Origin of the sequence: Bacillus sp. BP-3, from assembly GCF_028401955.1 — a bacterium.
GTDB lineage: Bacteria > Bacillota > Bacilli > Bacillales > Bacillaceae_G > Bacillus_A.
This window is the reverse complement of sequence record NZ_JAQOTJ010000003.1, coordinates 245,563-267,485: the sequence shown is the minus strand read 5'-3', so window position 1 is coordinate 267,485 and position 21,923 is coordinate 245,563. Positions and strand designations below refer to the sequence as shown.

At 33.9% G+C, this 21,923-nt stretch carries 23 protein-coding genes and 1 pseudogene; 4 read left to right on the top strand and 20 right to left on the bottom strand.

The window, feature by feature from the left end; genetic code table 11:
- Nucleotides 1–4: 4 nt before the first annotated feature.
- From PLX19_RS06770 to PLX19_RS06730, 9 genes and pseudogenes are all read right to left on the bottom strand, one after another.
- On the bottom strand, nt 5–844 hold the full coding sequence (locus PLX19_RS06770) for a protein phosphatase 2C domain-containing protein (protein ID WP_442869032.1): 840 nt from the start codon (nt 842–844) through the stop codon (nt 5–7).
- Entirely contained in the window at nt 822–1,286 is a 465-nt protein-coding gene (locus PLX19_RS06765) for an HIT family protein (protein ID WP_272187741.1), read from the bottom strand. Before PLX19_RS06765 ends, PLX19_RS06770 begins: the two co-directional genes overlap by 23 nt.
- 110 nt (nt 1,287–1,396) lie before the next feature.
- Complete coding sequence (locus PLX19_RS06760) at nt 1,397–1,744, bottom strand: NIPSNAP family protein (RefSeq protein ID WP_272187740.1); 348 nt, start codon at nt 1,742–1,744, stop codon at nt 1,397–1,399.
- A gap of 35 nt (nt 1,745–1,779) precedes the next feature.
- Nucleotides 1,780–2,832, bottom strand: coding sequence for a P1 family peptidase (locus PLX19_RS06755; RefSeq protein ID WP_272187739.1), 1,053 nt, complete (start codon nt 2,830–2,832; stop codon nt 1,780–1,782).
- 160 nt (nt 2,833–2,992) lie between these two features.
- Nucleotides 2,993–3,901: an MBL fold metallo-hydrolase RNA specificity domain-containing protein gene (locus PLX19_RS06750; protein WP_272187738.1), complete on the bottom strand. Its 909-nt coding sequence runs from the start codon at nt 3,899–3,901 to the stop codon at nt 2,993–2,995.
- A gap of 29 nt (nt 3,902–3,930) precedes the next feature.
- On the bottom strand, nt 3,931–4,272 hold the full coding sequence (locus PLX19_RS06745) for an MBL fold metallo-hydrolase (protein ID WP_272187737.1): 342 nt from the start codon (nt 4,270–4,272) through the stop codon (nt 3,931–3,933).
- Nucleotides 4,269–4,781, bottom strand: a pseudogene (locus PLX19_RS06740) (ABC transporter permease); the annotation flags it as partial. The pseudogene PLX19_RS06740 and the gene PLX19_RS06745, both read right to left, overlap by 4 nt.
- Before the next feature lie 249 nt (nt 4,782–5,030).
- A complete protein-coding gene (gene clpP, locus PLX19_RS06735) occupies nt 5,031–5,621 on the bottom strand; it encodes an ATP-dependent Clp endopeptidase proteolytic subunit ClpP (RefSeq protein WP_272187736.1) in 591 nt (196 codons plus the stop codon).
- Nucleotides 5,622–5,630: 9 nt separating this feature from the next.
- Nucleotides 5,631–6,326 carry an RNA polymerase subunit sigma-70 gene (locus tag PLX19_RS06730; protein ID WP_442869031.1) on the bottom strand — a complete coding sequence of 232 codons (696 nt, stop codon included), beginning with the start codon at nt 6,324–6,326 and terminating at the stop codon, nt 5,631–5,633.
- A gap of 181 nt (nt 6,327–6,507) precedes the next feature.
- Here PLX19_RS06730 and PLX19_RS06725 point away from each other — a divergent pair, with 181 nt between their 5' ends.
- Nucleotides 6,508–6,828, top strand: coding sequence for a 2Fe-2S iron-sulfur cluster-binding protein (locus PLX19_RS06725; protein ID WP_272187735.1), 321 nt, complete (start codon nt 6,508–6,510; stop codon nt 6,826–6,828).
- A 119-nt stretch (nt 6,829–6,947) separates the two neighbouring features.
- Here the strand turns inward: PLX19_RS06725 and PLX19_RS06720 are convergent, their stop codons facing one another.
- The 3 genes from PLX19_RS06720 to recQ all read right to left on the bottom strand — a co-directional run bounded on the left by PLX19_RS06720 (nt 6,948) and on the right by recQ (nt 11,996).
- The gene (locus PLX19_RS06720; protein WP_272187734.1) at nt 6,948–9,056 is read right to left on the bottom strand and encodes a HelD family protein; all 2,109 of its coding nucleotides are present in this window, start codon (nt 9,054–9,056) and stop codon (nt 6,948–6,950) included.
- A 260-nt stretch (nt 9,057–9,316) separates the two neighbouring features.
- On the bottom strand, nt 9,317–9,787 hold the full coding sequence (locus tag PLX19_RS06715) for a DinB family protein (protein ID WP_272187733.1): 471 nt from the start codon (nt 9,785–9,787) through the stop codon (nt 9,317–9,319).
- A 91-nt stretch (nt 9,788–9,878) separates the two neighbouring features.
- Nucleotides 9,879–11,996, bottom strand: a complete 2,118-nt coding sequence (gene recQ / locus PLX19_RS06710) for a DNA helicase RecQ (RefSeq protein ID WP_272187732.1) — start codon at nt 11,994–11,996, stop codon at nt 9,879–9,881.
- 289 nt (nt 11,997–12,285) lie between these two features.
- Here recQ and PLX19_RS06705 point away from each other — a divergent pair, with 289 nt between their 5' ends.
- A complete protein-coding gene (locus tag PLX19_RS06705) occupies nt 12,286–12,657 on the top strand; it encodes a cytoplasmic protein (RefSeq protein ID WP_272187731.1) in 372 nt (123 codons plus the stop codon).
- A gap of 87 nt (nt 12,658–12,744) precedes the next feature.
- Here PLX19_RS06705 and PLX19_RS06700 read toward each other — a convergent pair whose 3' ends face one another.
- Nucleotides 12,745–13,197: a DUF6884 domain-containing protein gene (locus PLX19_RS06700; protein WP_272187729.1), complete on the bottom strand. Its 453-nt coding sequence runs from the start codon at nt 13,195–13,197 to the stop codon at nt 12,745–12,747.
- Nucleotides 13,198–13,482: 285 nt separating this feature from the next.
- Complete coding sequence (gene ppaC / locus PLX19_RS06695; protein WP_272187728.1) at nt 13,483–14,415, bottom strand: manganese-dependent inorganic pyrophosphatase; 933 nt, start codon at nt 14,413–14,415, stop codon at nt 13,483–13,485.
- A 246-nt stretch (nt 14,416–14,661) separates the two neighbouring features.
- Here ppaC and PLX19_RS06690 point away from each other — a divergent pair, with 246 nt between their 5' ends.
- Nucleotides 14,662–15,486 (top strand): alpha/beta fold hydrolase, encoded by an 825-nt coding sequence (locus PLX19_RS06690; protein ID WP_272187727.1) that lies wholly within the window; start codon nt 14,662–14,664, stop codon nt 15,484–15,486.
- 213 nt (nt 15,487–15,699) lie between these two features.
- On the opposite strand, the gene PLX19_RS06685 is transcribed toward PLX19_RS06690, so the two are convergent.
- Entirely contained in the window at nt 15,700–16,008 is a 309-nt protein-coding gene (locus PLX19_RS06685; protein ID WP_272187726.1) for a YxcD family protein, read from the bottom strand.
- Nucleotides 15,996–16,448 (bottom strand): hypothetical protein, encoded by a 453-nt coding sequence (locus tag PLX19_RS06680; protein WP_272187725.1) that lies wholly within the window; start codon nt 16,446–16,448, stop codon nt 15,996–15,998. The genes PLX19_RS06685 and PLX19_RS06680 overlap by 13 nt, the downstream gene beginning before the upstream one ends.
- 259 nt (nt 16,449–16,707) lie before the next feature.
- Between PLX19_RS06680 and PLX19_RS06675 the strand changes: the two genes are divergently transcribed.
- Nucleotides 16,708–17,469 (top strand): DUF1836 domain-containing protein, encoded by a 762-nt coding sequence (locus PLX19_RS06675; protein ID WP_272187724.1) that lies wholly within the window; start codon nt 16,708–16,710, stop codon nt 17,467–17,469.
- Between the two features lie 34 nt (nt 17,470–17,503).
- On the opposite strand, the gene PLX19_RS06670 is transcribed toward PLX19_RS06675, so the two are convergent.
- The 4 genes from PLX19_RS06670 to PLX19_RS06655 all read right to left on the bottom strand — a co-directional run bounded on the left by PLX19_RS06670 (nt 17,504) and on the right by PLX19_RS06655 (nt 21,608).
- A complete protein-coding gene (locus tag PLX19_RS06670) occupies nt 17,504–18,055 on the bottom strand; it encodes an MFS transporter (RefSeq protein ID WP_272187723.1) in 552 nt (183 codons plus the stop codon).
- The gene (locus tag PLX19_RS06665; protein ID WP_272187721.1) at nt 18,052–19,488 is read right to left on the bottom strand and encodes an FAD-binding oxidoreductase; all 1,437 of its coding nucleotides are present in this window, start codon (nt 19,486–19,488) and stop codon (nt 18,052–18,054) included. The genes PLX19_RS06670 and PLX19_RS06665 overlap by 4 nt, the downstream gene beginning before the upstream one ends.
- Nucleotides 19,489–19,685: 197 nt before the next feature.
- Complete coding sequence (locus PLX19_RS06660; RefSeq protein WP_272187720.1) at nt 19,686–20,288, bottom strand: DJ-1/PfpI family protein; 603 nt, start codon at nt 20,286–20,288, stop codon at nt 19,686–19,688.
- 336 nt (nt 20,289–20,624) lie between these two features.
- Complete coding sequence (locus PLX19_RS06655; RefSeq protein ID WP_272187719.1) at nt 20,625–21,608, bottom strand: DNA-binding protein; 984 nt, start codon at nt 21,606–21,608, stop codon at nt 20,625–20,627.
- Nucleotides 21,609–21,923 lie beyond the last annotated feature (315 nt).

Genomic DNA, 21,923 nt, shown 5'->3' with positions numbered 1-21,923 from the left:
AGCTTTACTTTTGAAATATTTGATCGCTTGGATAAATAGATGGTAATGAGTTTGTATAATCCCAGCTTATAATCGTCGCACTATCTCTTCCACGCTGCTCATGTACATGCTGTAATACCTTCTCAATGCGATTGGTTAGTTGTGTATTCTCTTTGTCTCCATAGAGATCAGTATATATGTTGCATTGTTTTTCGTAATAATGTTCCCCGCATTCCAATAGACCATCTGTCACCATTACAATACGGTTATGTCCTGTACGCAATTCTCGAACTCCAGATGAATAACAAGGTACTGGTAATGAAAATGTATTGACAAAACCAACCCATTCATAGAAGTTTCGTTGATTCAAAGTGTACTGACCTAATTTATGTAATTCATCATGCAGAAGATATACTACACAGTCCCCAACGGATAACCACCAAAGATAATTTGCTTTTCGTACACAAATTAAACAAGCTGTCTCTCCTTTTATACGCTGGCAAGATTGTTGAAATGATTCAGATTGAAAAATAGATAATATATATTTTTCTACGGATTGGAATACCGTTTCTATCGGTTCATCTAACAATTCTTTTAAATTAAAAAACTCATTTTGCATCGTTTGCACTAGTAGCGCTGTACTTTCCGCACTATAATGAGCATCTAAAATCATAGCAAATTCCCAGTCATCATAGGCCCATACTAATGCTCCATCTTCGTTTTTTTTAGCACCAGTGGCTTTGTTTCCGCCATATCTCCCGATGATTACATCGCCGCATTGATCAATTTTCACTTGATCGATACACATCTCTTCATTCCCTACCCACGAAAACTGCTGAGGTTTATCCGTTATATTCATATTCATTCACCAAATACATTTTGATCCTTTCGCATAATTGTTCGATTTCTTTTTCTCTTCCTAGAGGCGCCCCTGGCCAAGTTGCAATTTTTGTTGGAGACCAAAACTCTTGCGGTGTGTTCGGATAACGCGGGATAAGATGCATATGTGGTACGCCATTTCCAGATACAAATGCATAAATATGTTCCGCGCCTTCGCATTTTTTTAAAGCCCGGCTTACTCTATTAACAATGAGCCCGAATGCTTGCGCTTCCTTTTCACTCATTTCCGCTAAACCCGGTGTATGTCTTTTCGTATCGATCATCAGATAGCCTAAATATGTTTCTTCTTCTTCCCAATAAACATGTCCAACATAGACAAAGTTATCTTCATAAATAACATCGCCTGGTACGGAAATACTTCCTTTGTGTTTCTTACAAATAAAACAGCTTTGATTATGAGAAAACATATATACACCCCCTATTTGTAAAGTGAAAATAAAATTGTATAAATCTAATGATTCTTCAACAATCATGCCTGTTTGACGAAGATAGAATACTTGAAATTATTGTTCATATATTACTCATCGCTCATTACAGTTGATTCTAAGGCTTCATTTCTCATTTCTAGTATATATTCCTTTAATACATGCTCTCTTCCGCCATTTTTTTCGTACCAGTCATGAATGCGTTTAAGATGAGCCTCGTCACTTCTAACTTTGGATTCAATTTCTACATAATCCTCGTAACTATCATATTCCCATATTGCAAAAACCTCTACAGTATCATCACCATTATCCTTCATCCATCGGCCTATTAGCCGTGAGCCATATTTAAGTTGATTTGGTAAATTGGTTTCATTAAAATGCCTGTTAAAAATCTCGACAAACTCACTTTTTACAATATAAAACTTTCGTCTATAAAACATAAAGCCCCCCTTGTCGGTGATAATACATTGCCAATTTAAGATTTTAAGATTTCTACTAAACGCTCTAACGGCAATGCATGTACTTGTCTCCCTTTTTGTCCTGTTATCGTTTCTGCCATACACATAGAATTAACAATTGCTTCTTGAACAGATTCAATCGCTGCTTCAAAAATAAAATCTAACTGTTCTGATGGAAACATATTGATAGGATGAGGTGTTTCATTATCGTAAGAATAACAATTCCCCGTTGAAAAGGTCAGGAAGAAATCTCCGCTACCTTCTTCTCCGATACCGCCTAATTTAGCCATTGCTAGCGATGCTCTTTTTGATATTCTTTCGCATTGTGAAGGTACTAACGGTGCATCCGTTGCTACTGTAACGAGAAGAGAACCTGCATTTTCCGGGGTGCTCCACGGTAATGGCACTTCCATTTCATTTAATATACTGCCAACGGGTTTATGATTCATAATAAAATCTTCTCTTCTACCAAAATTGGTTTGTACAAGAGCACCGACTGTATAAGTCCCAGATTCACATTCAATTATGCGAGAAGAAGTACCGATACCGCCTTTAAATTCAAAACAAATCATCCCTGTACCGCCGCCAACATTTCCTTCTTCGATTACGCCAGATTTAGCATGAAGGATTGCTTCTTCTAAATCTTCGTATGTCATGGATGTTTTTTCTAAGTCACTTAACCATCCATCCCACGTCTCTGCTACTATTCCATTTGAGAAAGGTTCTAAATTTTCAATTCTTCTTGTAGCACGCGACAGAAAATGATGTGCTAATCCAAGTAAATGGCTACCAGTAAAAACAATCGGAGTTACTAAAGTACCTGTTTCATCAATCCAATGACTTCCTGTGAATTCACCCGTTCCATTAAAAGAAAAAAAGCCTGCTGGAAAATGCGATCCAGCTAGATTCCCGTTGTTAGGTAGAATAACGGTAAGTCCGGAACAAACATCCTTATCTAAAATCGTTTTGTGACCGACGATTACACCCTCCACATCTGTAATTGCATTACATGTTCCTGGTTTTAATTTTCCGATATTAATATCTAAATCTCTTAGTCTTTTTCTTTGCATTGTAGACCCCTTAAATAATATGTATTTTATATATTAGTAACGAAGAATATATAATATTTTCATTCTATTCCATTAATTAGGAAAATTCAATTGTTTATAGAGCAAAACTTCTAACAACGGAATTTTACTGCCTGTTAATCCTTCAAAAACCAAAAAGAGGTTATTGAGCGTTATATTCAACAACCTCTTTTTTAAAACTTATTTCTTCAGCTAAAGTAGCCGAATAGATGTGTTTAAATCCACATTCCATTAATTTCTGTTGTAATTGATCAGTATCGTTTTTAGATGCATGAACGAGTAAAGTATATTGGGGCGATATATTTTGAAGCATTTCCTTCACTTCTTCTATACCTTGGTGAACTTTATATGGAATATATCGAGTATTAAGTCCTCGTCCATTTCTTATTTTTTCAGCAAAACTTCCTTTTGCAATGTTTCCTGTAAAAATAATGGTATTACGATTGTCCGTTTTTAATTGTTTGTACAAATTCTTCGCATCATCTGTCCGCATATTTGCATCCCGTATAAGAATGATTTGTGTACAATTATTCTTTTGCAGTTTTATCCTTCCGTCGATTAGGAATATATTTCGTACATCTGTATCTTTTTTGAGAAACACATTTTCTTTTAACCATTCTGTATAGTGTTTCATTTTTTCTAAACCATCTTTTATTTCGCTATCTACAAGTATAGGTATCTTATGATATCGTTTTTGTATGAGCATTAATAAATCTTGAGCTCTTCCTAATGGAGGAACGGGTAATAAAACTGTACCATTCTTTCTCACTGCTTCGTCTATTTCATCAAATAGTTGGAGAGTTCGTTCCTTCTGAGACGTACAATCTGTATGATATCCAGCGTCCAGAATTGCTAATTTTATAGATTTTTTTAAATTCGCAGGTAAATCAGCTCGTAATAAACATGATTTTGGTGTATAGTCTCCAGAATAAAAAACATACGCTCCGTTCATATCCACTAAAAACCACACAGCCCCTAACATATGTCCACTATATCCCCATTGAAAACGTAAGCTAGATGTAACATCCACCCACTCATTTGGGCGACTCATTTGATCAATACATATATAATCTAAATTTTCTATATCACATTGATTATATGGTAAGTCTTCTCTTTTTTCTTTATTGTAGCTTTTCCATTTTTCGAAATATAGCGGGAGCTGCTGTAGTGTATAACTAGTGATCCAAATTTTTCCCTATATCCATATTTAGCCAAAAGCGGAAGCCCCATTGTATGGTCTTCGTGAATATGGGATATGAAAACTGCTTGTAAAAATGGGACTTTTTCTTTTTCTATTTTGGGATAACAATCTGTACAAGAGCGATTAATGCCACAATCAAACAGTAGCGTTTCCGCTTTATTCTCTATAAAGTAGCAGGACCGTCCATATTCTCCAGCTCCTCCCCACACTTTCACTCTCATGAACGTATTCCTTTCTTTTTTTCTTGTAAATATTGAAGAAGTAACAAACAAATTGTAGTTAGCCCTACTGAAACGACAGCCATAGCCATGCCTACTGAAACATTCCCTTGTTCAAACTGTGCAAAAATAAATGTTGCTGATGTTTCCACAGATGGCGGTACTACAAGAAGTGATGCTACCAATTCTCGTATAGAAATAATAAATGTCATGGCCCACCCAGCTAGAACACCCGGAACAATAAGTGGCATTATAATCTTCCAAAATATATATAATGGGCTTCCAGAAAATATATTTCCAGCATATAGAAGCGAATCATCAATTTGTCCTAATGAAGCTTTCACATATTGCACCGTGTATGGCAAAAAGAGTACAACATATGTAACGATAACCATAACCGATGTATTATAAATTGGAAGCGGCATAAATGGTGCGTTCCAAAATAAAATGAGCCCTACAACCATAACAATACTCGGAACTGTATTGGGTAAAATACCACAAATATCAATAAATATTACAACGGCATATTTATGCGATTTATCATGAAGACCGCTGGAATTCAAAATTAGTGACTTACTGGTTAGAAGCACTTGCATCTTTTCCAAAATAAAAAAATCAACCAAACATTGTACAATAGCAATGTTTGATTGATTCTTTCTACTCTTTATATAAAGTAAAACTTATTCAAAATATTGACTAGATTGTTTTTCAACAGTATGAGAGGTTATTGAACGATATGATTCAATAACCTCTTTTCAGCTTTAACCGATAATCCCATCTACAATTCCATATGTTTTCGCCTCTTCTGCGTTCATAAAATAATCCCGTTCTGTATCTTTTGCTACTTTCTCAACTGGCTGCCCTGTTTTATCGGCAATAATTTGATTGATATGTTCTTTTAATTTCAAAATCCGTCTTGCTGAAATCTCAATTTCAGTCGCTTGCCCTTGCGTTCCACCGAGCGGCTGATGAATCATAATTTCACTATTTGGTAAAGCGAAGCGTTTCCCTTCTGCTCCCGATAATAACAATAACGCCCCGAACGAAGCTGCTAAACCAATGCAAATGGTTTGTACATCCGGCTTAATATAATTCATCGTATCTAAAATGGCAAAACCTGCAGAAGTTGAACCACCAGGACTGTTAATATAAATAGATATATCCTTCTCTGCGTCTTCTGCCGTTAGGAATAATAATTGAGCCACAACACTATTAGCAACTTGATCATTAATTTCTTGCCCAATCATAATAATTCTATCCTTTAGTAACCGGGAATAAATATCATACGAACGTTCACCAAGTTTTGTTTGTTCTATCACATAAGGAATTACACTCATGAAAAACCCCTCCACCATTTTAGTTTAAGCAGCACATGAAAAGCAGTTGTATGAAGACCTTTTGTGTAATAAAAGTAATGGTTGTTGTTGTGAGATTTTTGAAAATCGCAGTGTTGGTATGAGTTTTACGAATAACTCTGGCCTTTGTTGTTGTATTGCCTTTACAAGTATTTCAGTTTCTTCTTCCATGTCTTTGGAGGTTACAAAACGTTCCTCTTCTTGTATCGTCTTCAGTTTGTTACGTGTTCGGAACAAGGAAGCTTTTACTGCTCCTTCTGACATGGAAGTAATGGCCGCGATATCAGCTAACCTATATTCAAACACATCCTTTAATAAGAAAATAACAGTTTGCATTTCATTTAAACAAGATAGCATTATTTCGATTAAATCATATAATTCAGCAACATTTTCATGAGGTTCATAAGAAGCTTCTTTATTACTTTCTTTTTCATAAGCTTTTGTCCGCATATGATCCAGCCATTGGTTACGAGCCACCTTGTATAGCAACGTTAAACAAATACTTTGGTTACAATCTTCATTCATATATTTCTTCAATACTTTACATATTGTTTCTTGTGCCAAATCTTCTCCGTCCCATGTGCTTTTTGTTAAAAATGTACAATAACGCTTCAGTTCCGCATAATGTTTAATAATGATAGATCTATTTAATTGTTGCATTTCTACATTAGATTGTGAAATCATCTCTCTTTTCGTATTCAAAGTGATCACTCCTTTTAAGCGCGCTTATTTAATAAACGATTAAAAAAAGAAAAAAGTTACGGGTGTTATGAATTTTTTATAATAAGTTTTTCATCCAAGAAATATTGTCGTTCTTATGTTTACCTCTTACAGGGTAAGGTGATAATTATCTTATTCATATTTTATATAAGGAGAGTATAAAATGCCAAAAATAACCGTTCCAGGAAAAGGAACTTTTGAAGTGGAAACAGGAACAAAATTAGTGTTGGCGCTAGAAGATAATGGTGTGAATATTCTTCATCGCTGCGGCGGGAAAGTAAAATGTACAACTTGCCGTGTGGAAATTTTAGAAGGTAATTTTTGTGAACCTGGTAAGATTGAAAAATCTGTATTTGCAGAAAAAGGTGTAGAGGATCACTTACGTCTATCATGTCAAGTATATATAAATGCAGATATGACAGTTCGTCCTGTTTTAACAGTAGAAAACTCAGGGATGGATGCAGGACCCAGACCATTTGAATAAACATACTATTCATTATATTCTTAAAACTAACTACTCATGAAAAATAGCTATAGCCCTAAAAGTACCGTCAAACATAGTGTATTTCAGGGCTATAGCTTTTAATTTCATTTCCTTCTTAATTAATCATCTATCCTTTCTTCGTACAACTCTTTTGAAATTTGTTGAATTAAAGGTGAGCATGTCCCTGAATAAAAAATCCATAAGTCATGTAGGGAACGAGTACACCCGACATATAACAATTTAGCATCTCGCTTTGTTTGTTTATAATGAATTGCATCTACATCCATAAGTAGTACTGCGTCGAATTCTAATCCTTTTGCTAAATAAACAGGAACGACTGAAATACCGCCTTCATATTTGCTTTGATTCGCTTCTATTATATTTGTAGAAATACCAGCTTCTGTGAGTTTTCCATATATCTCACGACATTCTTCTTCTGTACGTCCGATAATCGCAATCGTTTTTACATTTTGTTCTTGCATAGTCTTTACAGTAGATAGAATAGATTGCAATTGATCATTTGTTGAGACAACTTTTACACTTTCACCGCTGCGAAACACAGGATTAGCAAGACCTACTGGAATATTTGCCGTTTGAATCACTTCATTTGCAAAACTAATAATTTCTTTTGTTGACCGATAACTTCTCGTTAATTCAAAGTACTGTGCATTGTGATCAAATACGTCTTGGAACTGTTCCCAATCGTCAATTCCTTGATACTCATGAATAGCTTGTGATAAATCACCTAAAATGGTAAAAGAATTACCAAGTGTTATTTCTTTTAAAATAAACAGTTGAAATGGTGAGAAGTCTTGCGCCTCATCAATTACGACATGATGAAATTTTTGTCCAAGTTTTATGCCCTCTAGATAGTGATGAATATAAATGAGCGGTGCTAAATCTTCTAGTGCCAATTCTTTTTTCCGACAGCTTTTTGCTGTTTCTTGTACAATTTCAGCTGGCAACACACTGAAAATATTTTCTTGTTTCATCAACATACTGTAAAAAGATAGTGCAGTCATCTTTGGCCAACATTTTAAATAACTGTTCATTCTTTGCGTTGCTTGTTTTTTAAGTTGTTTCTTTTTATTTGTATCTGAAATCATTTTGAGTTCCATCTCAATCCAACGCTTCATGCGAGCGACAATTCGCTCTCTTCGCTTCCCAACTGGATAATGTTTATATTCTGCTTCAAACCATTGCTGGATTACCTTTCCTTGCAATACGGAACCATCCCAAGGTTCAAAGTCTTTCGTTGGCACTATGTTTTTCTCGTAGTCAGACAGACTTCGTTTAATAAATAGTTGAAACTCGATTGAACCTTTTAATTTACCAGCCATGATTTCATGCTTGTTTTTATGAATGGAGAATGCTTGTTGTAGTTGTTTATCAGTATTCTTTACAAAAACACTATTTTCTAAAGTATGTAATACCCAGTCTTGAAACGTAGTTTGATGAATATTGCCAACACCAAGTTCTGGCAAGACACTGGAAATATAATCGAGAAATATACTGTTAGGTGCAAAAACAATCATTTTTTCAGCCTTGAGTTGCTCATGATACTGATAAATTAAAAAAGCAAGACGATGCAGAGCAATCGTTGTTTTCCCACTACCTGCAACACCTTGAATAATAAGAGGAACATTTTTTTCAGCACGGATAATATCATTTTGTTCTGCTTGAATCGTTGAAACAATATCTTTTAATTTGTTATCTTTATTTTCCCCTAAGCGATAGAGAAGAAAATCATCTGCTAGTGACAGATCCTCACTTCCCCTTACATATGTATCCACAACACGTTCGAGTGTTTGCTTCCTAACAGCAATATTGCGTTTTAAGTAAACAATTCCTTTAACGATTCCTTCTGGAGAATCATAAAAAGCTGCATCTTCTCCTCCTGTAAATGAATAAAACATACTGGCAACAGGTGCCCGCCAATCAACAACGATTGGTTGCTGCGTTTCTTCATCAGAAGCACCAACTTTACCAATATAAACAGGTGCTGGCTGCGCATGTCCCTCTTCTTTAAAATCTAATCGTCCAAAATAAGGTTCTTCACTGGCAATACGAAGTCTTTGACGATTAGATTCTCGCATAGTTTCAAGTACTTGTTCAGTAAAATTTTCTCCATGATAAACCGGTATATTTTCTAGCTTATCCAATTGGTGATTAATTTGCGAAAGTGTGTGATTTAATTTCTCTAGCTCTAGTTCATACATGTCTTTCATTTTTGGAATCCCCTCCCATTCGTTGGAATTTTCAGTCGAAAATTAATTGTATTAAAAATGAAACTTATAAGTCAAGTGTTTAGAGAGATTTTCTAAAAAAATCTATATTAACTCTTTAATCCACGTTGACGAAGAAACTTGTTCTTTTAGGCACTCGTTAACCATAACTTTTGTATTGAGTGTTTTTGCAAAATCAAAAGGAGCTATCTCACTGAGAATAGCCCCTTTTGAAAGTCACTAATTAATTTTTCGGGAGTTTACTAATTCTTTACACCTGTATGTTCAATGATACGCTTCATTGCTTGAATTTGTCCTAAGTGATTTGCTTCATGCATTAACGTAAGACCTGCTAGTTCTCCAAAAGTTTCAAGTCCCATAAATGGTTTTTCCAGCGTTTCATTTAACCGTTTAGCAGGAATGTGTTGAAGACGAACTAACTGATCTTTCAACTCTATAATGAGTTTATCTACAGTAGGTACATCATCTTTCCAATTAGCCGGCTTTGTACCGTTTCCAAATAATTCAATATAATTTACGGAAAGGTGGGTCGTTTTATGTGGAAAGCCAAGCATAAACTGTTCAGCAACTGTTAATACATGGCCGATATGCCATTGGATCGTGTTGTTAAAACCGTTTGGCTGTACATTTACTATTTCCTTCGAAAGTGATTCTACGTTTTTAATAAAATAACTTCTTGTCATACGAAATTGTTTAAATATTAATTTATTCATACCTTACTCCCCTTTCAAATCTCTCATACTCTTTAACGTATGAAACATCTAGACAAATTAGAAGTGACATGAAATGACTTCATACAAGTAATTATTTGTTCATTTGTAAATAAGCACGAATCATAAAATAACTAATATAGTCAGGAAGCTGCTCTTTAATAGCTTTCAATCCACCCTCAGCTTTCTCTATTGCGGTCGCAATCATAGATTCGTATTCTTTCGGAACAAAACTTGGCCAATCTATTTCCATTCCTTCTTCAAAACAACGAATTAAATGATTTTCTACCGTTTGCAAAGACAATTCTCGCGCAGCGGCAATTTGAGAAAGTTCTTTCCCTTGTTTATACATCTCATATGTAGCATGATGAGAATTTTTCATTGCCTTTTTTGACTGCTTTCGTTCTATTATCACTTCTGTCGTTATCATCTCTTCTATATCGGGATGCTGTTCGAGGAAATTTGTGACAACTTGTAAAAATATATTACCATATTTATCAAGCTTATGTTCCCCAATTCCTTTTACTTCTAACATTTCCTCCTGTGTTTTCGGTAGTTTTGCACACATATCTTGCAATGTTTGATCAGAAAAAATAACAAATGGTGGTACCCCTTCACCTTGGGCAATTTCTTTACGCACATGACGTAGCTCTTCGAATAGTGGATGATCTTTCACTATTTGTTTTGTTTCCACTCTTTCTTTTTGGAAAATAAGTTGTTTCCCAAGTAAAACTTCTTTACCTTTAGCTGTTACTTTTAATGTCGGATATGTGCCATGCTCCACTGCAATCAGTTCTTCCGAAATCAAAAACTCAATGAACTCACTCACTTCTTTTGTACTTTGATTTGACAGCAGTCCGTACGTCGGTAACGTGTGAAAATTAAATTCCATCACCTTTTTATTTTTTGATCCTGTTAATACTTGGGCAATCATTTGCTTACCGAAACGTTGATTTGTTCGAATCATGCATGACAATACCATTTGTGCTTCTTTTGTAACATCAACACTATTTCGATCGTCTGTACAATTACCGCAGCGGCCACAATCTTGCTTTGGCTCTTCTCCAAAATATTGTAGAATGAATGATTGTAAGCAATTTTCGGTATGGGAATAATCAGTCATATGTTGCAATTTTTCTAGTTCATTTGAAAATCGAGACGCTCCTGTTGACTGATCAATTAAATAGCGTTGTACTTGCACATCTTGCGGTGAATATAGCAAGATACATTCACTATCTAATCCGTCACGCCCAGCACGTCCTGCTTCTTGATAGTAACTTTCCATATTTTTTGGAAGTTGATAATGAATTACATACCGAATGTTCGATTTGTCAATTCCCATACCAAATGCAGATGTCGCAATCATTACATTTACTTCGTCTCGTAAAAAACGTTCTTGCTGTTCATTTCGGTCGTTATCATTCATACCAGCATGATAACGCGCGACAGAAACGTCTTCTTTATTTAACTTTTCATACAGCTGATCAACAACTTTACGCGTCGCTGCATAAATAATTCCCGCTTCTTTTTTGTTTTGACGAATATAACCTGATAAAAAGGCATCACGGTCCTGTCCCTTCACAACAGAAAACGATAAATTTTCTCGTTCAAAAGTCGTCATAATTGTATTCTGTTCTGCAATTCCTAGAGCACTACAAATATCTTGGCGTACTTGTGGCGTTGCTGTTGCTGTCAATGCAAGTACGATTGGCTGAACTGGAAGGTAATCAAGTACACGATGAATATGCAAATAACTCGGACGAAAATCATGTCCCCATTGTGAAATACAGTGGGCTTCATCAATTGCAATTAACGGGATATTCATATCAATGAGTTGATCAATAAAATCAATCGAATCAAGACGTTCCGGTGCAATATATAACAATTTATAATGTCCCTGTTTCGCTAACTGAATGCGCTGATTTGCTTCTGTAATTGAAATAGAACTGTTAATATATGTAGCTGGAATACCATTTTGAGTTAAGGTATCAACTTGATCTTTCATCAGAGAAATAAGTGGAGAAATAACTAATGTTGTTCCCTCTAACACTAATGCTGGAATTTGATAGCATAAAGATTTCCCGCCGCCTGTTGGCATAATGCAAACAGTATCTTTTCCATCCAATATATTTTTAATTGTTTCATCCTGCCCTCTACGGAATGACGAGTAGCCAAAATAGGAAGCTAAAAGTTCTTGTGCTTTAGTAAACAAAAAGGATTCACCTGCTTTTCTTAGTCTTTCATCTATTAGTATTATACCATTAGTCAAAAGTCGTTGTACTCTCTACTTCTCCTCTAACTACACTTTCCCCCTTTACATTTAACAAATATCGATATATTTTATTAGTATCTTTTTTTATAAGGCATTAACAGGTAATAAGATCCCCCTACTCAAAATTCAACAAAGGGCAAGGGGATTAGACGGGAGATGTGCTGCACATAAAAGTCCAATTGGTGAGGACCGATGAGAGTTTCACTTTATATTTATAGGAGGCATCATATTGATTAATGCAATAGGTATCGCTTTTATTCTTTCTAATAAGCCTGTAAAAAAGAAAAAAGTTTATCTTAATGATAGATTTGCACTAATAGACATTTTTGACTCTAAAGATGTATATGATTTTGAAGGTAACCCACTAGTAGAGCTAACATGTAAATATAGTATTTATTTAGATGAAAAATATTATTGTAAATCTCTTGAAGACTATACTGGACAAATATTCCCTTTCCTAAAAGAAAAAATCGGAAAAGGCCTTGTTAGAAATTTAAATTATTACTCTTCACATATAGATATATACGATAAAAAACCACCAGTAAAAGAGATCAGAAATCTTATGGAGCAAGTGATAAATTATTACCAACATTTAGAATGATCTAAATGAAAATTCTCTTTAGAATAAAGGGGTTTCCAAATGCCCCTTTATTTTTTTAACTTCCACGTTAATTAAACTTTTTTACATTTACTGAATCTCGTTATGATTTTCAACTGCCATCTTCAGCCGCTGCAACATATATCCAATCCCTTTACAGCCTTCTAATGGATAAGAGATGATTTCTTCTGGATATAACTTTGTCACTACTTTTTTATGCTTCTTTCCTGCAAGCAGAACAATTTCATCAAAGTCTAGCAGGTCTTTATCCATCATCTGTTTTTTTAGTTGTTCTATATTCATAATCTCACTTCCTTTCGAATTAAAAGCAAGATCATAGTTTTCTTTCACTATATCGGTTGGTAGTAAAAATCCATGCTTTGCAGATAAAATAACCCAGTGTGTAAAAAATTGAGAAGCATACGCTTGGCACGCTTTTCCGAATGGGCTAATGTACACTTCTCTTGCTTCTTTCGGCCCAATATCAGGACACTTATCCCAAATCTTCTTTTTTCCACATGGAATTATGCATAGTCTTTTCATTCGTATCTTCTTACCTCTTTTCTCTCTCAATCCTATATAACCTGCTTTATTTTTTCATTATTACTTTTAAGATATGACAAAATAATTTGCAATAAAATCATAGCATTTTTCATTCACAGATAAAAATATCAGGTTTTTCAATTCTCCCTACTCAAGTTCCACCTTTTCTATATGAAACATTAAAATAACAGACTTTAATATCGAAATTTTATGCCTTCTAAAAACAAAAAAAGAACAAGTAGACTGTATATCTGCTTGTTCTTTCCTTTTCATCCAAAACTTCTCTTATAGAGTTTGGAATGTTTCTGTTAATACAGGAACGATTTGTTTTTTACGAGATACAACACCTTTTAAAGTAGCTGTATTGTTTTCTAACGTTACGTTGTATGCTTTTTCAACAGCTTGTGTTGCTTTACCGATGGCAAGGCCGACAGAATCGTTTGTTAAAATGTCTGTTACAACGAATAAGAATAGGTCTAAACCTTTTTCTTCTACTACTGCAGAGATTACTTTTTCTAGTTCTGCTTGGTGTACTAGAACGTCATTTGTATCAACAGCGTTTACTTGTGCGATTTCAACTTTTGCATCGCCCATTTGGAACTCTTTTGCATCAAGTGAAATTAATTGTTCCATTGTTTTACCACTTAAATCTGCACCTGCTTTTAACATGTCTAAACCGTAGCTTTCAGCATCTACACCAGCGATTTCAGCTAATTCACGAGCTGCTGCTACGTCTTGGTCTGTGCAAGTTGGAGATTTAAATAGTAAAGAATCGGAAATGATTGCAGATAACATTAATCCTGCAACTTCTTTACGAATTGCAACGCCGTTTTCTTTGTACATTTTATTTAAAATTGTAGCTGTACAACCAACAGGCTCACAACGGTAGTATAAAGGATCACTCGTTTCAAAGTTAGCAATACGGTGATGGTCGATTACTTCTAATACACGAACAGACTCAATATCATTCGCACTTTGTTGACGTTCGTTATGGTCAACTAAAATAACATTGTCCACTTCGTTTGCTACTGTTTCAACAAAACGCGGTCCTTTTACTTTAAAATGATCTAAAGCAAATTGAGTTTCACCGCTAATTTCGCCTAAACGAACAGGCTCAGCATCCATTCCTAATTCTTTCTTTAACTCTGCATATGCAATTGCAGAACAAATTGCATCTGTATCTGGGTTTTTATGCCCGAAAATAAGTACTTTTTCCATGATTTCACCTCTCTACAAAAGGATATCTTAAAGGGCAGGATATGACAATATTTTATGCGAATTTTTTTTGAAATAATCAATGTTTCTTTTGAATTTACGTGAAAAGTAGAGATTTGTACCGATATATATGACTATTTTGTAAAAAAGGCGATGGTATTTTTTTAGAATCTTTGAATACACAGCTGAAATAAAGCATATTTTCGAATATATAAACTTATTTTTTCTGTAAAAAGGAGGTTTACGAACATGCCTTATATCAAACTTGATAATGATGCGAATATATATTATGAAGACCTAGGCCGAGGAACCCCAATTATATTCGTACATGGAGTTTGGATGAGCAGCCGCTTTTTTCATAAACAGCTACCGTATTTTAGTGAAAATCACCGCGCGATTTCACTAGATTTGCGAAGTCATGGCCGTTCTTCACACGTTCAATCTGGGCATACCATTGCAAACTATGCTCGTGATTTACATGCTTTTATCGAAAAATTATCTCTTGAAAACGTTGTATTAGTTGGCTGGTCTATGGGTGCATTTGTTGTTTGGGAATATTTAAAACAATTTGGTGAAAGTAACGTGAAAGCTTCTGTTATCGTAGATGAACTAGCTTCTGATTTCAAATGGACTGACTTTCCAATTGGGGCTTTTGATCTTCCAGCCCTTATTCATATTATGCGAGAAATACAAATGAATCGAGTTAACTTCTTGAAAGAATTTATATCATTAATGTTCAAAAATCCTCTTTCTAAAGATGATTTTGAGTGGATATTAAAAGAAGTGACAACTATCCCAGAATCTGTCGCAAGTGCTATTTTGTTTGACCAGTCTGTTGTGGATTATCGAGACTACCTAGCTCAAATTACCATCCCTACTTTACTTTGTTTCGGCAGAGAAGAAAAGCTCATTCCGGTTGCAGCAGGCGAACATTTACACACGAATCTTCAAAACTCTCAGCTTATCATTTTTGAAGATAGCTGCCATTGTCCATTTTTAGAAGAAGCTGACAACTTTAATAAAATAGTAGATACCTTTATTCAATCTATAGATATTAATAAAACACCTTCTTAATCAAGGTGTTTTATTAATATTATTGTTAACACAATTCTTCCATGCATTCCTGCACAAGTATAACAGTTTGACTCATCCGTAGCCGCTGCTCCTGCAACTCCGCATACTTCTATGAGTTCCTTATAGGGCATCTTTAATCAATATAACTTTTATGTTCTTTTACTAACAAAAAATAGCTGCTGAGATTGTTATGTCTCAGCAGCTATTTTTATATTACTCATAAGAATTATTTAAATTCACAAGCGCGATAATACCTTCTTCATCATGTAACTCAAGCTGTAATCTTGCAGCAAATGGATTAATGTTATATTCCATATCAAGCCATAAGCGAAGTGCCTCAATTAAATTTGCTTGAATTAAAATTTGCTGACGGCCGTTTACTTCTACTTCAGCTGAGAAACCATAATCGTCATCGTACATTAGTTCCACCGACACTTGTTCCGGAGCAACTTGACGTTTTTGTGCAATATATACACAAAGTGCGTTAATCAGCTCTTGTTCAGATATTTTTATCGTTTCCATGCTGCTTCTTCCACCTGTTTTTTACGTTGATTTTTAAAGTATTTAAATGCGCGAACTGCTAACATTACAATTCCAGCCATTACTAGCATATTCACCATAAATGCTAATATAGAACCAAGAGCTCCCATGTGACCAAATAAGCTACCCATTAATAAACCACCAAGACCACCAAGTAAAAGACCTTTCATAAAGCTACCTTTATTACTTTTTGGTGCTGTATTTGTTGCTTTTGTTTTTGAATCTGTTGTTTTATTTGCATTTACATTAGAATCTTTTTTATTCAAATCTACCTTTGATTTTTGTGTTTGACTTGAACTTGGAGTATATGATTTTTTACCAGATTTATAGCTTTTTGCATAAGCGCTATCTACTGAAATGAAACTACCTGCAGCAAAGACAAACATAAATGCTGTCAATATTGTAACTATTTTTTTTAACATATACAATTCATTCTCCTTCTATTATATATATCATATCTATCCTTCTATTAAATCATGAAAAAGATAGATATTTTTTAAAGTTAATTAAAAAGTTCTTATGAACCTATTATATGAACTTTTTTTAGAATAATCAAGAGATATTTATTAAAATTATTAACTTGATTAACCACACGAACAATCATGAAAATACAATTGACTTTATATAGAACAATGCATAATATAAGTTCATAAGAACTTTTATATTATTGGAGGTGAAAAGATGGAAACATTTCATCTCACACGAAACGAAATGGCGATGCTCCTTCTTTCTCTTAGAGGATGGAATACAAAAAAGCCTCTTGCAATTTTACAAGAAGCCTGGGCAAAGTCACATAAAGAAGATATTGAGAACGGCCAAAGTTTTACAGCTATTATTACAACTGCACTAGCACCCATTTTCGAAAAGCTTATTAAAATAGAAGAAACAGATATTGGATTCTCTTTAAATGAAATTGTAGCTCTTGGGAATCAAATTGAAAATACTAACTTTTCTGTTACGGCACTGCAAAATTGGGTGAAACGTGATATAAAAGAAATGATCGGTTCTCCGCAAAAGGGGAAAAAATATTCAATTGAACAAGCGGCCTTATTATTTATTGTAGAAGATTTAAAAACAGCGCTCGATTTTGACTCCATTCGAAAGTTATTAAAGCTTATCGTGAATGACCCTGCAGATCGCACTGATGATTTAATTAACCCTATACAATTATACGTTTTTTACTCTTCTCTATTTGAAAAATTGAATCAACGAGGTTACATTCAATTCAATACAACGAATACGATTTATACTATTGAACAAACAATTAAAGAACATGCCGATCAGTTGGCAGCTAAAATTGAGCATATAAACATGGAACAACGCGAAGCCATTCGAAATACAATTGTTATTGCAACGTTATCTGTTCATACTGCTTATGTACAAAGATTAGCGAAGCGCTACGTATCAGCTACGTTATTTTTACAGCATTTAAATGTGAATTAAACCATTGTAAACCACCTATAACCGATAACAAGTGTTATCGGTTATAGGTGGTTTCGCTGTTTGTCCTCCAAAGTACGATACCACTTATCATATATAGAATAGAAGCGATATAAAAAATTGTTCCAATCGTTAAAAAATCAACTAAATATCCTGTTAAAATAATAGCTATCGCTGCCCCTAAAGATGTCCAGACGTGATATTTTCCAATTTCATATCCAGCTTCTTGACGCTCTACCTTTCGTGCAAGCGATGTTTTTTCTGCATTTTTCTGTATAGCCCCTAACAATCCCATTAAAATTTGTAAAATATATACATGCCAAACTTCTGTAGCGATCGGAAAACATAGCATTAAAACAGCCATTGACCATGAATATACGATTAACAGTTTTTTATCACCAAACCGATCAGAGATTTTCCCAATTAGAGGATAGGCAAGTGCTGATGTTAATGCAAATAAACCATATGCCCGGCCAAATTGTGAAAAGCTGTTTCCTACGCTTCTTAGTAGTAATACATAAAAAGGAAACACCATACCCCCTGCCATCATAATGAGACTTTGTGAAACTACAAATCTTCTATATGTCATTGACCATACTCCTTGTAAAATAAATTAACAAACCGTTCTTGTGGGTCATATTTCCTCTTTTTTTGAAAAAACTCATTTGAACGTGAATAAGCTTTTTGAAACTGCTGCTTGTCTGGATAATGATAATACGGCAAATAGTAGCTTCCATCATGCTGTAAAGTAACGTTTATCATCTTCTGAATTACCTTTTTTGTTTTTTTTATTTCGTCTTCAGAACGTCCTTGATTGATAAGAAGTACAAGAGCAAACATATCTTCTTTCGCATAGGATAAAACCGCATTTTCATTTTTTGTTACATATCGAATTGTAATATTCAGAACATTAGGTTCTTCTTGTTCTAGTACATTTCTTAAATCATCTATATACGGTGAAAAGTGATCAACTGGAATAAAATACTCTTGTAAAATTTCTATTTGATTCGGATTTTCATACTCCATAAAGGCACTATCTGATCTCATGACGTTATTTCGAGTTTCATAAGATCCATTCGCATGTTCAAAGTATTTCTTTTGGATGTTCCAAAACAAAGTTTTTCCCCTGTCACTATATCTTGATAATCCAAGAAAAAACTTTGGCAGAGCAACATTTGTCTCTTCTTTTAAAGTACTATATTGTTCTCGCTTTTCTTGATTCGTAACAAGAACGTAATTCGTCACATACATTTCCCGTAAAAATGAATCTCGTGCAACAGAAATACGAGCTAAATGCATACGCACTCTCTCGTCACCTTCAACATGTTTCTTGAAATAAGAAGTATAATCATGATAGTTTATTGTTTTAGTTCGTATTTGATATAGTTCATCTTCTGTTAAATTTAATGTAACATCTAGAATAACTCCAAATAAACCGTATCCACCTATTACAAGAGAGAATAATTCCGTATTTTCATTTCGACTTACATTTTTAATATTGCCGTCTGCCATTAATAATCGAAATGAATCCACTGTATCTATAAGTGCATCATGCCGAATATCCCGCCCATGTACATTTGCACTTAAAGAACCACCTATCGTGAAGATATTTTGTGATTGCATGACTTGAATCGCAAGACCATATGGATTAATTACCTTTTGAATATCATTCCACGTTGCACCGCTCTGCACCCTAATTCTTTTTTGCTTTGGATTGAAGTCCAATATTTTATTGTAACTCTTCATATCTAAAACAGTGCTATTTGGATAATATGTATGCCCCCCTTGCGTATGCTGCATCCCAGCAATAGAGAGTTTTTCATTTGAAGTGTTTGTGTCCCGAACCAATTGTTGTAACTTCTTTTCATCTTGAACGCTCTCTATTCGTTTAACTTTTGTCGGAAGTAATCGTCCTGCGTCTGCTATAACAGGTTGAGCTAGTTGTTTTGTATATGTATGTATAGAAACCGTTAATAAGCTTGTGTATATCACTAGAGAAATTATCAACTTACCTCTTTTCAATTTATCCTCCCCTTTCAATCAAAGTGTATTATTACACTTTGATTGAAATTATATCATTTGTTTTTACATATAGAAAGCTATATTTCTCATTTTTTTATTTTGTAGCCGATGAATAGCTGTATAAATAAAAAATCAGCACTTCATTATAAAATGCCGATTCCCTTAAAAATTTACTTTTTTTCTTCTGCAAATTTAAATTATGTTCTTCGCCATACAGTACCTCTTTTTTCATATTCCAGTCTTCTTTCAACGGAATACGCTACTTCAGAACCTACAAAACGTTCAATAATCCATAGAGCTAAATCAACGCCGGATGTTACTCCTCTTGCAGTAATAATGTCATGATCATCAACAATTCTAGCACCTAGTACTTCACAGCCGTATGATGCCAGTTCTTTTTGCGCAAGATGATGCATCGTTATTTTCCGTCCTACTGTTATGCCTGAAACAGCCATTAACATTCCTCCGGTACAAACACCAGCAATGATAGATCCTTTCTCATAAAACTTAGCAATCCATTTAGGTAATACACCTTTATCTGCTTCTATCCGTGCTCCTTTCTCACCTTTATGGTTCCATCCACCACCTGGTACAATTAAAATATCTGGACAGTTGTCTTCACTAAGAAATTGATTCACTTCAACTTTTAAACCATAAAATCCAGTCACCGACTTCAAATGTAATGAAACCATTTTTACATCGAAATTCGCTCCAAACTCATTTGCCCGTTTTAATACTTCATAAGGTCCTATCGCATCTAATTCGTCAAATCCATCAAATAATACAATCTGAATTTCCATAGCTATCCTCCATTTATATCATCCATAATAAACGAGTTTGCAAAATAATCACATTACATTATCATTTTCAAGATGTATAAGAAAATGTTATCTATTCTTTGCTATTTTATACAATCTTCTAATACATAAAATTATTATGTAAACTTCTTGTGGTTTTAAAGGTAACGAATTAATTTGAGGGTTCTATAAGGTCATTTACGAATTTTTATAGGGATTGAATCTTATCGTATTACTCTATACATTATCTTCTCTTAAAAAGGAATCTGAAGGGTCATTTTTAAGAGGTTTTGGGTATTTTTGTATAAAAAAAGACTTATCTGTAACATAATAAGTCTTTTAGTATTTTATTATATAACGATCTAATTTTTCTCGAATCGCTGAAGTAATAAATTCCTCTATTGAGATCTTTTCTTCATTTACAATATTTGAGATAGATTGATACTCTGATGAAGAAAGTACAATACTTTTCGTAACACTATTACTATCTAAGTAAATACTATTATTAGGACGTTTTACTAATTTCCCTTCTATTATGTATGGCATAAGAGAATCGATCCACTCTTGTTGAATTTGCATAGGAACTTGAATAAGTGATTGGCGAATTTCAACAATCCAAAAATTGTGTTCTTCTGAAATTCGAATGTTTCTTGGTGATACATATTGCAATAAGAAATCCATTCGCTGAAAAATATCGCTTCGTAAATTGTGTGTTTTCAAAAAGCGAAACTTCACAAATTTTTGATGGTGGCTTCTCGGCTTATCTGATAACTGGTATGCTGCAAAAAAGCCCCCTTCTTTTGCCTGCTGCAATGTCATCTCATTTCCAAATTCATCTGTTACGATAATATCTCCCCTTTTTGGAATAGAGGTTATGCGTGCAATTGTATTCCCATGTATAAATTTTTGAAATAAAACAACATTATATTTTCGAGAATATGTATAAAGGCTATTGGTATCATCTAATTTTTCAGCCAAACTCTTTACATCTTCTTCTTGTACAAACTTTGTTTCTTTATTTCTATGCATTTGAATTGTATAGGATAACTCCCCTTCTTCAATCCATTTCCATAATTGATACATACTAACATGAAACTGTTTACTTGCTTGGTTTAACGTAATTCCTTCTATACGTAACTGAGATTGTAATGTAGTAACCTCATTTTTTCGAAACAAAAAACTTCCGTCTAATCGCCACGTGTCTTTATTAATTGGCGTTAATTTATGTTCTTTCATTAATTTCTTAAATGTGAAATTTGAAATCCGTAAATATTCTTTTACCTCATTTGTATCCATATATTGTTCGTATGTATGATCGTACATAAAGATAAATCCTTTCTAATCAAAACTAAATATAATTGAACTTAAAAGATAAATTTTATACAATATAAACTTATTATAACACATATAAACACAAAACTATAATTATAGTATCAACAGACGTGAACTCTTTTTATATTTAAATTAAATTTTATATTTTTTAATTCAACTTATAAAAATTAATATTTACAAATAGATTCTTAACCATAGAAAATGTGTGATTTTCTATGGTTAAGAATTAATATTGTATTTTATTTAAATGCACTTTAAAATAAATATTAGATATATTTTATTTTCTTTTATTCTTACTATAAATGA

Bases quoted from the DNA above. Each gene is read 5' to 3' on its own strand.
- PLX19_RS06770 (WP_442869032.1), bottom strand. From the start codon at position 844: ATGAATATGAATATAACGGATAAACCTCAGCAGTTTTCGTGGGTAGGG.
- PLX19_RS06765 (WP_272187741.1), bottom strand. From the start codon at position 1,286: ATGTTTTCTCATAATCAAAGCTGTTTTATTTGTAAGAAACACAAAGGA.
- PLX19_RS06760 (WP_272187740.1), bottom strand. From the start codon at position 1,744: ATGTTTTATAGACGAAAGTTTTATATTGTAAAAAGTGAGTTTGTCGAG.
- PLX19_RS06755 (WP_272187739.1), bottom strand. From the start codon at position 2,832: ATGCAAAGAAAAAGACTAAGAGATTTAGATATTAATATCGGAAAATTA.
- PLX19_RS06750 (WP_272187738.1), bottom strand. From the start codon at position 3,901: ATGAGTCGCCCAAATGAGTGGGTGGATGTTACATCTAGCTTACGTTTT.
- PLX19_RS06745 (WP_272187737.1), bottom strand. From the start codon at position 4,272: ATGAGAGTGAAAGTGTGGGGAGGAGCTGGAGAATATGGACGGTCCTGC.
- PLX19_RS06725 (WP_272187735.1), top strand. From the start codon at position 6,508: ATGCCAAAAATAACCGTTCCAGGAAAAGGAACTTTTGAAGTGGAAACA.
- PLX19_RS06720 (WP_272187734.1), bottom strand. From the start codon at position 9,056: ATGAAAGACATGTATGAACTAGAGCTAGAGAAATTAAATCACACACTT.
- PLX19_RS06715 (WP_272187733.1), bottom strand. From the start codon at position 9,787: ATGAATAAATTAATATTTAAACAATTTCGTATGACAAGAAGTTATTTT.
- PLX19_RS06700 (WP_272187729.1), bottom strand. From the start codon at position 13,197: ATGAAAAGACTATGCATAATTCCATGTGGAAAAAAGAAGATTTGGGAT.
- ppaC (WP_272187728.1), bottom strand. From the start codon at position 14,415: ATGGAAAAAGTACTTATTTTCGGGCATAAAAACCCAGATACAGATGCA.
- PLX19_RS06690 (WP_272187727.1), top strand. From the start codon at position 14,662: ATGCCTTATATCAAACTTGATAATGATGCGAATATATATTATGAAGAC.
- PLX19_RS06685 (WP_272187726.1), bottom strand. From the start codon at position 16,008: ATGGAAACGATAAAAATATCTGAACAAGAGCTGATTAACGCACTTTGT.
- PLX19_RS06680 (WP_272187725.1), bottom strand. From the start codon at position 16,448: ATGTTAAAAAAAATAGTTACAATATTGACAGCATTTATGTTTGTCTTT.
- PLX19_RS06675 (WP_272187724.1), top strand. From the start codon at position 16,708: ATGGAAACATTTCATCTCACACGAAACGAAATGGCGATGCTCCTTCTT.
- PLX19_RS06670 (WP_272187723.1), bottom strand. From the start codon at position 18,055: ATGACATATAGAAGATTTGTAGTTTCACAAAGTCTCATTATGATGGCA.
- PLX19_RS06660 (WP_272187720.1), bottom strand. From the start codon at position 20,288: ATGGAAATTCAGATTGTATTATTTGATGGATTTGACGAATTAGATGCG.
- PLX19_RS06655 (WP_272187719.1), bottom strand. From the start codon at position 21,608: ATGTACGATCATACATACGAACAATATATGGATACAAATGAGGTAAAA.